Here is a 12,826-nt window from a genome sequence, read left to right as displayed (position 1 = left end):
TCCGCGGGGTTGCAAGAACCTGTCTGAATCCTGTCCAGCCGTGCCAAAGATGTAAACAAATCTTGACAGTGCGAATGCTTCGCTTCACTGCATCGACTTTTCCGTGGCCCAGCGATACCCCGCGCCATGCACGGTTTGCACACGCTGATGCAGATCATGCGGACGAAGGTGCCGACGCAGGCGAGCCACCGCGGTGTGTACGGTATCGGCGTGCGCGCGTGCGGGAATGTCCATGGCCAATCGCAGCTCTTGCGGGCTCAGGATGTCGCCCGGACGTGCGCCCAGAGCCCACAACAGCAGAAACTGCTGCGAGGGCAGACTGAGGCAATGATCCTGAATGCGGAGCGTCCGCGTTTGTCCGTCGAGCTCCAGAAGGGGTTCCAGCTGGACGCGGTCTCCAGTCTGCGGTGCGAGGCGTTCACGCAGGCGAGCGAGCTGGGCGCGTATGAGCTGCGGCGGGCTGTCGATCGGCAGCAGGGCATCGGCGCCCGCGTTTAGCGCAGCCATGGCGCCGGGTGAGGCGCAGTCTGGCAAAAAGGCGATGACTCGGGACGTTTGGCCTCCGAGTGGATGTCGCAGTCGCATCAGCCAGTTGGTCAGTTCATGCACGTCCTCGCCGCTGACAGCCAGTACGGCCCAGGCATCACCGACTTTCAGCCGCCGTAGGGCCTCATCGGCATCGACAGGCTGGCTGTTACTGTCCTGGCAGGGTGTGGGGGCTGAGGCGAATTGAAGCGATAGAACAGAATGTTTGATCGGCACGATCTGGGCAGGTGGTCCGCTGATGAGAGCCAAGTGTGCGTAACCGTTTTGACAAAAGCGTGACAGGTCGGCCCACTACCATGCGCAGCGATGAAACTCAGCACCCAAGCCAATCTCTACGCCCTCGGCGCCATTGCCCTATGGGCAACGCTCGCTACCCTAGGGGTGGCGCTTTCTCAGGTGCCGGCCTTCGCGCTGACCGGGTTGGCACTGATCATCGGCAGCGTGCCGACGTGGGGCCATTGGCGGCAGTGGCGCGTGTCTCGCGCGGCGTTGGCGTTGGGCGTGTATGGCCTGTTCGGATTCCATTTTCTGTTGTTCATCGCCTTGCGCCACGCGCCGCCGGTGCAGGCTAATCTGGTGAATTACCTCTGGCCCTTGTTGATCGTGGTACTGGCGCCGCTGCTCTTGCCCGGGGTACGCTTGCGGTCGGCGCATGTGCTGGCGGCCGGCCTGGGTTTTCTGGGGGCGGGGCTGGCGATTCTGGGCGGTCACTCGTTAGAGGCGGCCTGGGCCTGGGGCTACCTTCCGGCCCTGGGGTCGGCGCTGATCTGGGCTACGTTCTCGCTGGGCAGCCGCCGCATGGCGCAGTCGGGCAAAGGGTTTCCCACGGCGGCGCTGGGCTTGTTCGGCCTGATTTCGGGCCTGCTCGCGCTGGCCTGTCATGTCTGGCTGGAGCCGCCTTTGCACCTCGGCCTGCGCGATGGCTTGCTGATCGGGGTGATGGGGCTGGGGCCTCTGGGCGGCGCCTTTTTGTTGTGGGACCGGGCGCTGAAACTGGGGGATCCGCGCACCATCGGGGTGTTGAGCTACCTCACGCCTTTGGCGTCGACCCTGCTGCTGATTGCCGTGACCGGGCGCGCGCTGACCATCTGGATCGGTCTGGCAACGGTGCTGATCGTCGGCGCTGCGTTGTTGGCCATGCGGGTGAAAGACTGAGTTTTTTCATCAGGTAGCGTGATTTTGGCGGGCCACACAGGCCGACTTCGATGCGCTCACCGTAGATCGGCAACTACAGGCAACTACCTCACGCGCAAGCTGGGGTTGCTGGGAGTCAGACAAGCCCTATAGAGACTTGCCCTGATTGGCCAGGGTTTGCGCTTGCTGCAAGTCCGCGGCTCGCCGGCCCAGAGTGCGCCCCGTGGCGCTATTCAGCCAGTGGGTTTGCGGTGTGACCAATATATCGCTCGGTGTTCTGGTGGCCGGAGCAGGGGCACGGCCAGACGCACCGACATGGCGGCCGCATAAGCACCGCATCATCAACGCGGGATGCGAGTGTAGGTCAGCGCAATTCTTCGACCGCTTGCCAGGCGGCGTCAATGCTCGGCGTAATGCCATCGCCGCCAAGGGTGCGGGCCAGGTGGGGTGATGTGGGGGTGAACAGCTCGGGCCCGGTGCTGACGAACAGCCCCACCACCGGGCGACGCAGCGCCGCGGCGAGATGGGTGAAGCCGGTATCGACGCCCACCACCAGCCGACTCTGCGCAATGACGGGCAGCATGTCGAGCAGGCTGCGGCGGTCGAGAATCTGCGCACTGCCCGGCGGAAGCGCGGCGATGATGCGCTGCGCACGCTCCTGCTCGGCGGCGTTTCCCCAGGTCAGTTGCAGCCGCAGGCCAGCCTGCACCAGGCGGGCGGATAGCGCCTGCCAGTGGTCGAGCGGCCAGAGCTTTTCCGGCTTGGAAGCGCCATGCGCGAGGAAGACCGTATCGGCCTCGGTCGCCCTTGGCTTGCGGGCGTAGCGCTGATCGATCGCATAGTCCACCGGGCGGTGCAGGTCGGTGTCGAGCACGGCCTGCGCAAACACCCGCCGCCCCTCGGTGCCATGCAAGCCGACGGGTCGGGCGAAATGGAAGTGGTAGGCGCGGGCGGCGAGCGGCTCGCCGCCGCAGTCTTGCGCGCGATAGCCGACGCGCAGCGCGCCACGCGCCAGACGGGAGATGATGGCGCTTTTGAGCACGCTGTGCGGGTCCCAGATCAGGTCGTAGCGCTCGGCGCGCAAGGCGCGTAGAACAGCGCGCAACTCGCGCCATGCGGCGAGGCTGCGCTGCTGCTGCACTGCCTTGAGCGGCAGGGAAAAGACGTGACGCACGGCGGGGTGCAGCCGCGGAATGTCGGCGAAGCGGGCATCGACCGCCCAATCGATTTCGATGCCGGGCCAGCGTGCGGCGATGTCGGAAACGGCGGGCAGGGTCTGCACCTGATCGCCCATGGCGGACAACTGCACCAGCAGCATGCGCTGCGGGGCTGACGGCAGGGCGCCCTGACCCCACCGCAGTGGGAGCTGCGCTCGCGTCATGCGGCGGGCAGCAAGGCTTTGCCCATCAGGTCTTCGAGCAACTTGAGCGGCGCGGTGTGCGGATAGAGCTGGTGCCGAGGTTCGAGGTAGAAGGTTTGCTCCATCATGTATTGCCCGCCCATGACGGCGTGCAGCACCTGATCGGAAAACACCACCCAGGTCGTGCCCGGCGCGAAGTCCACACTGCGCTGCGGCGCGTCTTTCTGATAGGCCAGATCGGCCTTCATTTTGTCGTGCAACTGCAGCATGTAGTGGTCGTAGTCGGTGCGGTGCGATTTGGTGATTTTGAGCGCGCGCAACACCGCCGCCGAGCCTGGCACGGGAGGGGTGAGCCGTGGTGCAAAACGCTGCAGAAATTCGGGGAAGGGCTCGCCCACCCGCCACTGACGCGGCCGCCCTTCGGGATTGAGATTGGTGAATACGCGCAAAAGCCGCACGCCATGAATCGGGTTGGAGGGGAAGGCATCGACGTGCAGCCGGGTATCGTCTTTGCGCCAGCTCGTCTCGCGACCCTCGACCTGAATTGGGCGATACGAGGCCTTGGCCGCGCGCAGCTTGCCCCGATAGTGCGGAAACAGCCGGTCGACCAGGGACTGGGCCTGATGGGAGAATCGCTGAATCATGTCGCGCAATTCGGCCTGGTCTTGGGGGCTGCCCGACGCGCCGCGAATGCTGCCGTCATCGCGCAAGCTGATATTTTTGGCTTTGCCGTCGCTGATGGACGGGGTGAGAAAGCGGCGCTCGCTTGCGCTCAGTTCGAAGTGCAGCTGCGGGAAGCACAGCACATGGCCACCTTCGAGCAGGTGCTCCACTCCTGCGGTAGGTGCGCGCTCGGTAGGGCTGGCATCCCAGGCGGTATCGGGAAAGTTGCGGATGGTGTCGTCGAGTGCGGCCATATGACCTCCTGCAAAAAATAGACTGCCTACGGTGCACAGAATAGGGTGCTCAGTGATTGTCCGCCTTGATGCCCGACAGCCGGTCCATGAGCGCAAACATCACGCCGGAAAACACCAGCACCAGATGGATGGCGATGGCCCACGCCATGTCGTCACGGCTGGCTTGGCGCACATTGATGAAATATTTGAGCAGTTCGACCCCCGAGATTGCCACGATGGAGCCGATGAGCTTGAGCTTCAGATCGGAAAAGGTGACGTGGCCCATCCAGCTGGGGCGGTCTTCGTGGCCGCCGGTGTCGATCTTGGAGACGAAGTTCTCGTAGCCGGCAAAAATGATGATGATCAGCAGATTGGCCACCAGGGCGATGTCCACCAAAGACAGAATGGCCAGCATGGCCTCGCCGCCCGTGCCGGAAAACACCACGGACACCGCGCCCACGAAGGTTTTGACAAACTTCACCAGCAGCAAAACGATGCCCAGCACCAGGCCGATATAGAACGGCGCCAGCAGCCAGCGGCTGCCGAAAATCAGAACTTCCAGAGCATGTTCGACGCGTTTCATGAGGGCTTTGCGAAAAGGAGAGACGGAGATGCGCGCGACTGTAACGAGGCTGCGTTACCGCACCCGCATGCCGGGCTGCGCTCCCGTATGCGGTTCGAGAATGTAGAGGCCGGGCTGCGCCTTTTCGTCGGCGGCGCTGGCGGCCAGCACCATGCCTTCGCTCAGGCCGAACTTCATTTTGCGCGGCGCGAGGTTGGCCACCAGTACGGTGAGCTTGCCGATCAGGTCTTCAGGTTTGTAGGCGCTGGAGATGCCGGAGAACACATTGCGGGTGCGCGGCTGGCCGTCGGGCGTGGTTTCGCCCACGTCGAGGGTGAGGCGCAGCAGCTTGGTCGAGCCTTCCACGGCTTCGGCATGGGCGATGCGAGCAATGCGCAGATCGATCTTGGCGAAGTCGTCGATGGTGATGAAGGGGTCTTGCGTGGCGTCGGCAGTCGGTGCTGTGGGCGTCATGGCTTGGGCGGCGGGCTTGGCAACAGGCTTGGCAAGGACGGGCGCTGCGGGCGGATCGGTCTCGAACAGGGCGTCGAGGCGCTTGGGGTCGATGCGGTGCATCAGGTGCTGATAGGGCGCGGCGTGTTGCGGCAGTTCGGTGGCGTCGCTCCAGACGAAATCGCGCTCCAGCCCGAACAGCTCGCGCGCCACGCGAGCGGTGAGCGCGGGCAGCACCGGGTTGAGCATGACCGACAGCAGCCAGAACCCGGCCAAGGCCTGCGAGCAGGCGTCTTGCAGTTCGGCGCGGCGGCCTTCGTCTTTCGCCAGAATCCAGGGCTGGGCAGCGTCGAACGCGGTGTTGATGCGGTCGGCGTAGGCCATGATTTCGCGCAGCGCACGGGCGTATTCGCGCGCTTCAAAAGCCGCGGCCACGTCGTCGGCCAGCGCCTTTGCGGCGTCGCGCAAATCGCCGGTGTTGTGGGCATAACCCAGCTTGCCGTCGAAGTATTGGCTGATGAATTTGGCGGCGCGGCTGGCGATGTTGACGTATTTGCCGATCAGGTCGCTGTTGACCCGGGCGACGAAATCTTCCGGCGTGAAGTCCACGTCTTCCACCCGAGCGGTCAGCTTGGCGGCGAGGTAATAGCGCAGCCACTCGGGGTTGAGGCCGATGTCGAGGTATTTCAACGGCGAGATGCCGGTGCCCCGGCTTTTACTCATCTTCTCGCCGCCGACAGTGACAAAGCCATGCACATTGATCTGGCTGGGCGTCTTGCGGCCCGAGAAGTGCAGCATGGCCGGCCAGAACAGGGTGTGGAAATAGACGATGTCCTTGCCGATGAAATGCACCTGCTCCACCGCCGGATCGGCGACGAAGGCGTCGAAACTCTGCGCGGTGCGCGAAGGCGCGTGCCAGTGCTGCGCGGCTTGACCTTTGTCGAAATGGTTTTTCAGGCTGGCGAGGTAGCCGATGGGGGCGTCGAGCCAGACGTAGAAGTATTTGCCCGGCGCGTCGGGAATTTCGATGCCGAAGTAGGGGGCGTCGCGCGAGATGTCCCAGTCGGCCAGGCCGCCGTGGCCGTTTTCGTTGGTGGTGAACCACTCGCGCACCTTGTTGAGCACTTCGGTTTGCAGATGCGGCTGACCGTGGGCGTTGGCGGCCTGCGTCCAGTCGCGCAAATAGTCGGCGCAGCGGTCGGACGAAAGCTGAAAGAAGTAGTGCTCGCTCTTGCGCAGCTCGGGCGTGGCGCCGGAAAGTGTGGAATAAGGGTGCTTGAGTTCGGTGGGCGCGTACACCGCCCCGCATACCTCGCAGGCGTCGCCGTACTGATCGGCCGCGCCGCACTTGGGGCACTGCCCTTTGATGTAGCGGTCGGGCAGGAACATGCCCTTGACCGGATCGAAAAACTGCTCGATGTCGCGCATCGCAATCAGGCCGTTCTTGCGCAGCGCGCGGTAGATGTCCTGCGCGAGTTGATGGTTTTCCGGCGCGTCGGTGTTGTGCCAGTTGTCGAAGCGGATGTGAAAGCCGTCGAGGTATTGCGCCCGCCCGGCGGCGATGTCGGCGACGAACTGCTGCGGCGTCTTGCCCGCCTTGTCGGCGGCGATCATGATGGGCGCGCCGTGGGCATCGTCGGCGCCGACGAAGTGCACCTCGTGGCCCTGCATGCGCTGAAAGCGCACCCAGGTGTCGGCCTGGATGTATTCCATGATGTGGCCGATGTGGAACGGGCCGTTGGCGTAGGGCAGGGCGGTGGTGACGAAGAATCGGCGCTTGGAAGTCATGGTGAACGGGGTGGAGTGCGCCCGGCCGGGAGTGCCGGGGCGTGCGGGCGTTGCCGCGCAAACGACTATTTTAGGTGCCGACGGGCGAAAGGATTTGACGCGACAACTGGGCGATCGTGCGCCCTTCCGCTTCCACCTCGCGCAGGCGGCGCTCGATCGGGGTGTCGATGGCGCCGGTTTCGGCCGCTTCGATGCACGTCGCCTGCCCGTCTAGACCGAGACAGCCTTGCAACAGGGCTAGGGTGTGGCGCAGGCGGGCCTGCTCGGCGGCAGACAGCACCCGGTCGCCGCGCTGCGCCCTGAGCACGCGCAAGGTGGCGAGGTGGGCGCTGAGCAGATCGCTGTGGGCGATGAACGCGGCGAGTTCGCGCCGCATGAGCTGATGCTGACGCGGCTCTTCCAGCATGCGGGCGTGCAGGCCGCCCACGGCGGCGAGCGCGTCTTGAATGCGCTTGCGCTCGCGGCGGTAGTTCAGGTCGCTGACCTGCTGCGGGTCGAGCACGGCCCGCGCATAGCCCAGCGCGGCGCGCTGCAGGGCATCGACCTGGCGGCGCAGATCGTTGGCCTCCCACCTGGGCAGCACAAAGCTGAAAGCCCAGGCCAGCGCCGCACCAATCAGCGTGTCTTGCAGGCGCTGGGTGACCAGAAACTGGGTGCCCGGCTCCAGCAAGGCCACGAGCAGCAGGGCGTTGACGCTGGCGAACAGGGCGGTGAAGCGGTAGTTGAGAGTGATGAAGGTGCGCGCAAAGGCCAGGGAGACAAACACCCCCAGCGTCATCACCCCCAACGACGGGTGGGTGGAGAGCAGGGCCGCAACCAGGATGCAGCCCAGAAGCGTGCCCAGCACACGGTCTTTGATGCGCTGGCGGGTGACGCTGTAATTCGGCCGCAGAATCACGCCGATGGTCAGCAACACCCAGTAGTCATGCGGGTGATAGGGCAGGGCGCGCAGCACCAACTCGCCTGCGAACAAGGCCAGCGCTAGACGGATGGCATAACGCAGGATAGGTGATTCAAAGCGGATGGATTGCCACAGCGCGTTCGGGTCGTAGCGCAGCGGGCTGAGAAAGGCCTGCAGATCCATACCCTGCAGTGGATCGGGCTGAGTCGGCGACCCGACGGGTTTTTCTTGAGCGAGCAGATCGCTGATGCGCTGAAACTTGTCGGCACTGGCGCGCAAGGCCATGCGGGCCTGCTCGAATTCGGCGCTGGGCTGGCTGGGCTGCAGGGTGGCGAGTGCATGCTCGATGGTTTGCGCGCAGGGCAGGTGGGCCGGCAGGGTGTTGGCCGGCCTGCCGCGCAACAAGGCGTCGGCGCGCTGGTCGAGGGCATTGCCGATGCGCTGCGCCCAGTCGCGCAGCGCATCGGGCACGGGCGTGGCGTCGAACTGCTTGAGAATCAGGTCGCCATCGGTCTGGCCGGCCAGCAGGGCTTCGTTGACCTCCAGCAGCAGAATCAGCCGCGCCGCCAGGGCGCGATCCGCCGCGGTGCGCACATCCCGCAGCACGATGTCGCGCGTGTTCTGCAAGGTGTCGTTGATCGCGGTGAGTTGCGCTACCGCGCCGCTCAATCCAGAAGACTGCCCGCCGAAGTGATTCGCCAGCCAATGCGCAAACTGTCCCAACTGCGCCAGCAACTCGGCCAACGCCTGCTCTTTGGTTCGCCGACGCAGCCAGCGCGCCAGCAGCAGGGCATAGGCGGTGTAGAGCAATGCGCCGATGAAAAACAGCGCCACGGCCGCCGCCAGTTGCACCGGGCCTTGCAATGGCGGAGAACCCACGGTGATGACCGAAATGAACAGCACGCTGAAACTCATCGCCAGCGCCCGCTTGCCCCACACGGCGATCAACCCGCTGATAAAACCCAGCACGGGAATGAGCACGATCTGCACCGCAGGCCACCACAGGCTGGCGCCGACCAGCGCGAAGGCAACCGTGCTCGCCACGCTGGTAAACAACAACTCCACACGCTTGACCCGGGTGGGCGCCGGGTTGTCGGCGAAGCAGACGGTGAGCGCGCCGCTGCCCAGGGCGATCGCAGGGCCCAAGCCCGCGATTGCGTAAGTCACCAAGCCGAACAGGGCGACGCCCACGGCCGACACCAGCCCGCTAGTGAAGTAGCGGCCGTGGAGCAATACGAGGACTTGTCGCGGTGTCAGCATGGGAGGAGTTTTTTGCGTGCTATTGTCGTTGGAGAGTTGTCTATTTGCGCACGGCTGAACGTGCTACGAGGAGCAAGAGCATGGCATCCCCCTGGAAAATTCTGGTTGTTGGCGCAGGCGCCGTGGGCGGTACGCTGGCCGTTCGGCTTGCGGCAGCCGGACACACGGTCAGCGTGCTGGCGCGTGGTGCGCATCTGCAGGCGATTCAGCGCGCCGGGCTGTGTCTGGAAGACCCGCAAGAGCGGGTTTGTGTCGAGGTGCAGGCCAGCGACGATCTGGCCGATTTCGCGCCGCAAGATCTCGTGATTCTGGGCCTGAAGGCGCATCAACTCGGCCCCGTTCTGCCGCAGCTTCGCCCTTTGCTGCATGCCGATACGGTTGTGCTGCCCGCCATCAACGGCGTGCCCTGGTGGTATTTCCACGCCGACACCAGCCCGCAGGCGCGCACGGCGCAGGGGCGCACCGCGCATCTGGAAAGCATCGACCCCGGTGGCCGCTTGCTGGGCGCCATCGACCCGGCGCATCTCGTGGGCTGCGTCGTGCACGCCAGCGCCGAGGTGGCCAGCCCCGGCGTGATACGCGGCAATGGGCAATACCGCTATGTGATCGGCGAACCCACACACACGCGCAGCCCACGCGTGCAGGCGCTGGCCGACCTCTTGCGTGCGGCGGGCTGCGAGCCGGAAGTCACCGACCGCATCCGCGACGCTATCTGGATGAAACTCGTCGGCAATGCCACCTTCAACCCGGTGGCCGCGCTGACGCGAGCGCGCATGAACGCCATCTGCGACAACCCCGAACTCGTCGCCCTCATCCGCGACGGCATGGCCGAGATCATGGGCCTGGCGCGGGCCTATGGCTGCGATCCGCTGGTCAGCATCGAGCAGCGCATGGAGATCGCCCGCGGCATCGGCCCGGTGAAAACGTCCACCCTGCAAGACCTGGAGCGCGGCCGCGCACTGGAGATCGCCGCCTTGCTGCACGCTCCGCTGGAAATGGCCCGCCTCGCCCACCATCCCATGACCACCCTGCAAACGCTGAGCGCTCTGTTGGGTGAGCTTGATCGGCAGGTTTGCAAGGCTTGAAGATTGGCAAAAAAAAGCCGGTCAGAGACCGGCTGGAAGGGTACCTTTGGGGTACCGAGGAGACAACTGTTTGGGCGATAGGCGGCGCTTTTTGAATCGGCCGCTCAGCCACATGAGCCATCAACGCAGCGTGGGAGCAAAAGTTGACAAGCCACCACACCGCGAAATAACGGCTGAACGATCAGGCTGCGGCGCGCTTGGCGGCGGTGCGGCTGGTGGTTTGCGCCGCTTTCATTGCGGTGCTGGTTACGGCGTTCATATTGGCTTCCACTGCTTCGGCGGCCTGCTTGGTGACTTTCTGCACCGAGTCATAGGCGTTGTTGGCAGCGTTCATGGCGCTTTTCATCATGGCCACGGCGGTTTCCGAACCGGCCGGGGCATTCTTGGCGGCGGATTCGGCCAGGTCCATGAACTTCTTGTGGGTTTCAGAAATTTGCGACTCGGCGGTCTTGGCCAATTCGGCCTGGGCGCCAGAGGCAATTTCGTAGGCATGACGTGAGTAGGACAGAACCTTCTCGGCCATCGGCTGCATCCAGCCCGATTGCAGGGTCGACAGTTCTTGCAGGTCTTTGACCGACAGAAGCGCCATGGTGTGATCGGCGCTTTCTTGCAGCGAGGTCTTGACGGCTTGCATGTTCAGGTCAACCAGTTTTTCCATGTTGTCCATGGACTTGGCGGCCAGACCGAAAAAGGTTTCGAACTGGGCTTTTTGTGCTGCGGCGAATTGCTCGGGGGTCATCATGATGTCTCTCCTGGGTTGAGGGCGTTGGCTGCGGTTGAACTGCTAAAGGGGGCGGCAGCCAACACATTTTGAACCCGCAACGGTGTCACGAAGATGACGGCCTTCTCAGGTTCATTTGTGCACTGCACAATCCATATTGTAGAGATGACTTCTTGAATTGCAAGAAAAATTTGTGCGTTGCAGCAAAATTATTGAAATCTCAATAATTTCAATGAGTTGCCGATCTATTCCTTAGGGCGTTTGGGCTTGTAGACGGAAGGGGGAAGCGACTTTTCGGTTTGCCGCGGCTGGGCAACGTCGCTGGCTTTGATGCGGCGCGGTGCCGCCTTCACCCGTTTGCTTTCGGGTACGGCCAGAGTGCCCGATTTTTTGTCGGCCGCAGCAGTCATCAGCTCGACTTGAGCGGCGGTCATAGAGGAATCGGGCTCCGCGCGGCGCCCCGATTCTGATTCTGCTGGGGAGACTTTGGAAAACCGCTGCAACAGGCTGACGATCTGACCATAGACGCGGGGCGTGGCGGCGAGCACTTCACCGGTGAAAAGGAAGTCGCCATCGCCGGCAAAATTGCCCACCAGGCCACCGGCCTCGGTGATCAGCAGACTGCCGGCGGCAATGTCCCAGGGTTTGAGCCCTGTTTCGAAAAATCCGTCGTAGCGCCCCGCAGCCACGTAGGCCAGGTCGATGGCGGCAGCGCCCGGGCGGCGCAGGCCGACGCAGCGCTGCGCCACGAGCTTGAACATTTCGAGATAGGTGTCGATGTCGTCGTTCTTGCGAAACGGAAACCCGGTGCCGATGAGACTGTCTTCCAGCCGCACGCGGTTGGAAACGCGGATGCGGCGGCTGTTGAGAAACGCCCCGGCGCCGCGCGTGGCGGTGAAGAGTTCGTCGCGGGTCGGGTCGTAAACCACGGCCTGTTGCACCACGCCGCGATGGGCCAGTGCGATGGAGACGGCGTACACCGGCATGCCGTGTATGAAGTTGGTGGTGCCATCGAGTGGGTCGATGATCCACTGATATTCCGACGAGGCATCGCCGAAGGCGCTACCAGTCTCTTCTCCCAGAATGCCATGCTGCGGATAGGCCTTGAGCAGCACGTCGATGATGGCTTGCTCGGCGGCGCGATCGACTTCGGTGACGAAATCGTTGGCGGCTTTTTGCGCGACGCGCAGCAGGTCAATATCGAGACTCGCGCGGTTGATGATTTTGCCGGCTTCGCGCGCTGCGCGAACGGCCACATTGAGCATGGGGTGCATGGTGTCCTGAGCGCCAGCAACGACAATGGCGCGAGAAATTTCGGGAAGTGACAAAGAACAGATGAAAGACGCGCATTTTATCGACGCCGAGGCGGCCGCGTGTGCACCGTCGCTGGATGACACGGTCTTCGTGCTCGTGGGCACCAGTCATCCGGGCAATGTGGGCGCCGCGGCGCGCGCCCTCAAGAACATGGGTTTCGCCAACCTGCGGCTGGTCGCTCCGCGCTTTGCCGATGTGCTCACACAGCCCGAAACCCTGGCTTTCGCCAGCGGCGCGGAAGATGTGCTGAAGACTGCGCAAGTGCACGGAGAACTGGGTGACGCCGTGGCGGACTGCGGCGTGGTCGTGGCGCTGTCGGCGCGGGTGCGCGATTTCGGCCCTCCGCTGCACACGCCGGAGTGGTTGCCCCAACTGGCGCAGCGAAGTGCGGAGCAGGGGCGGCGCGTGGCGTTTGTTTTCGGTAGCGAACGCTTCGGGCTGAGCAACGCCGACGTGTATCGCTGCGATGCCCTGCTGAGCATTCCCGCCAATCCGGCCTACACCTCGCTCAATCTCGCGCAGGCGGTGCAGGTCATCGCGTGGGAGTGGCGTAAAGAGGTCGGGCTGCATGCGGTGCAGCCTGCGCAGACCGAAAGCGTGGCGGCGACGGCGGGAGAGGTGCAGGGGATGCTGGCGCATGTCGAGCAGGCTTTGCTGGCCTTGGAGGTGCTCGACCCCAACGCGCCGCGCAAACTGCTGCCGAGGTTGCAGCGTCTGGCTTCGCGAGCAGAACTCACGCGCGACGAAGTGCAGATTTTGCGCGGGGTGTGCACCGCCGTACTGCGCAAAGTGCCGAAGGGCTGATG

At 64.0% G+C, this 12,826-nt stretch carries 11 protein-coding genes; 3 read left to right on the top strand and 8 right to left on the bottom strand.

What is annotated here, in order from left to right:
* Positions 1–84: 84 nt before the first annotated feature.
* Complete coding sequence (locus tag BIO17B3_RS03985; protein ID WP_156053104.1) at positions 85–762, bottom strand: winged helix-turn-helix domain-containing protein; 678 nt, start codon at positions 760–762, stop codon at positions 85–87.
* A 90-nt stretch (positions 763–852) separates the two neighbouring features.
* Here BIO17B3_RS03985 and BIO17B3_RS03980 point away from each other — a divergent pair, with 90 nt between their 5' ends.
* Positions 853–1,701 carry a DMT family transporter gene (locus BIO17B3_RS03980; protein ID WP_156053103.1) on the top strand — a complete coding sequence of 283 codons (849 nt, stop codon included), beginning with the start codon at positions 853–855 and terminating at the stop codon, positions 1,699–1,701.
* Positions 1,702–2,044: 343 nt separating this feature from the next.
* Here BIO17B3_RS03980 and waaC read toward each other — a convergent pair whose 3' ends face one another.
* The 5 genes from waaC to BIO17B3_RS03955 all read right to left on the bottom strand — a co-directional run bounded on the left by waaC (position 2,045) and on the right by BIO17B3_RS03955 (position 8,900).
* Positions 2,045–3,061 (bottom strand): lipopolysaccharide heptosyltransferase I, encoded by a 1,017-nt coding sequence (waaC, locus tag BIO17B3_RS03975; RefSeq protein ID WP_156053102.1) that lies wholly within the window; start codon positions 3,059–3,061, stop codon positions 2,045–2,047.
* A complete protein-coding gene (locus tag BIO17B3_RS03970; RefSeq protein WP_156053101.1) occupies positions 3,058–3,957 on the bottom strand; it encodes a Kdo hydroxylase family protein in 900 nt (299 codons plus the stop codon). Before BIO17B3_RS03970 ends, waaC begins: the two co-directional genes overlap by 4 nt.
* 49 nt (positions 3,958–4,006) lie before the next feature.
* Positions 4,007–4,519 (bottom strand): TIGR00645 family protein, encoded by a 513-nt coding sequence (locus BIO17B3_RS03965; protein WP_013105282.1) that lies wholly within the window; start codon positions 4,517–4,519, stop codon positions 4,007–4,009.
* Between the two features lie 54 nt (positions 4,520–4,573).
* Positions 4,574–6,739 (bottom strand): methionine--tRNA ligase, encoded by a 2,166-nt coding sequence (metG, locus tag BIO17B3_RS03960; protein ID WP_156053100.1) that lies wholly within the window; start codon positions 6,737–6,739, stop codon positions 4,574–4,576.
* Between the two features lie 70 nt (positions 6,740–6,809).
* The gene (locus BIO17B3_RS03955) at positions 6,810–8,900 is read right to left on the bottom strand and encodes an FUSC family membrane protein (RefSeq protein ID WP_156053099.1); all 2,091 of its coding nucleotides are present in this window, start codon (positions 8,898–8,900) and stop codon (positions 6,810–6,812) included.
* A gap of 80 nt (positions 8,901–8,980) precedes the next feature.
* Here BIO17B3_RS03955 and BIO17B3_RS03950 point away from each other — a divergent pair, with 80 nt between their 5' ends.
* A complete protein-coding gene (locus tag BIO17B3_RS03950; RefSeq protein ID WP_013105285.1) occupies positions 8,981–9,985 on the top strand; it encodes a ketopantoate reductase family protein in 1,005 nt (334 codons plus the stop codon).
* 181 nt (positions 9,986–10,166) lie between these two features.
* Here the strand turns inward: BIO17B3_RS03950 and phaP are convergent, their stop codons facing one another.
* Together phaP and BIO17B3_RS03940 are read right to left on the bottom strand one after the other, a co-directional pair.
* Positions 10,167–10,727, bottom strand: coding sequence for a TIGR01841 family phasin (phaP, locus tag BIO17B3_RS03945; protein WP_013105286.1), 561 nt, complete (start codon positions 10,725–10,727; stop codon positions 10,167–10,169).
* 224 nt (positions 10,728–10,951) lie between these two features.
* Positions 10,952–11,980 (bottom strand): inositol monophosphatase family protein, encoded by a 1,029-nt coding sequence (locus tag BIO17B3_RS03940; RefSeq protein WP_041608918.1) that lies wholly within the window; start codon positions 11,978–11,980, stop codon positions 10,952–10,954.
* A 61-nt stretch (positions 11,981–12,041) separates the two neighbouring features.
* Here BIO17B3_RS03940 and BIO17B3_RS03935 point away from each other — a divergent pair, with 61 nt between their 5' ends.
* Positions 12,042–12,824: an RNA methyltransferase gene (locus BIO17B3_RS03935; protein WP_013105288.1), complete on the top strand. Its 783-nt coding sequence runs from the start codon at positions 12,042–12,044 to the stop codon at positions 12,822–12,824.
* Positions 12,825–12,826 lie beyond the last annotated feature (2 nt).

It is taken from the genome of Thiomonas sp. OC7, assembly GCF_900634595.1.
Classification (GTDB): domain Bacteria; phylum Pseudomonadota; class Gammaproteobacteria; order Burkholderiales; family Burkholderiaceae_C; genus Thiomonas; species Thiomonas arsenitoxydans.
The sequence above is the reverse complement of the archived record's forward strand: the minus strand, read 5'-3'. Positions and strand labels throughout refer to the sequence as shown.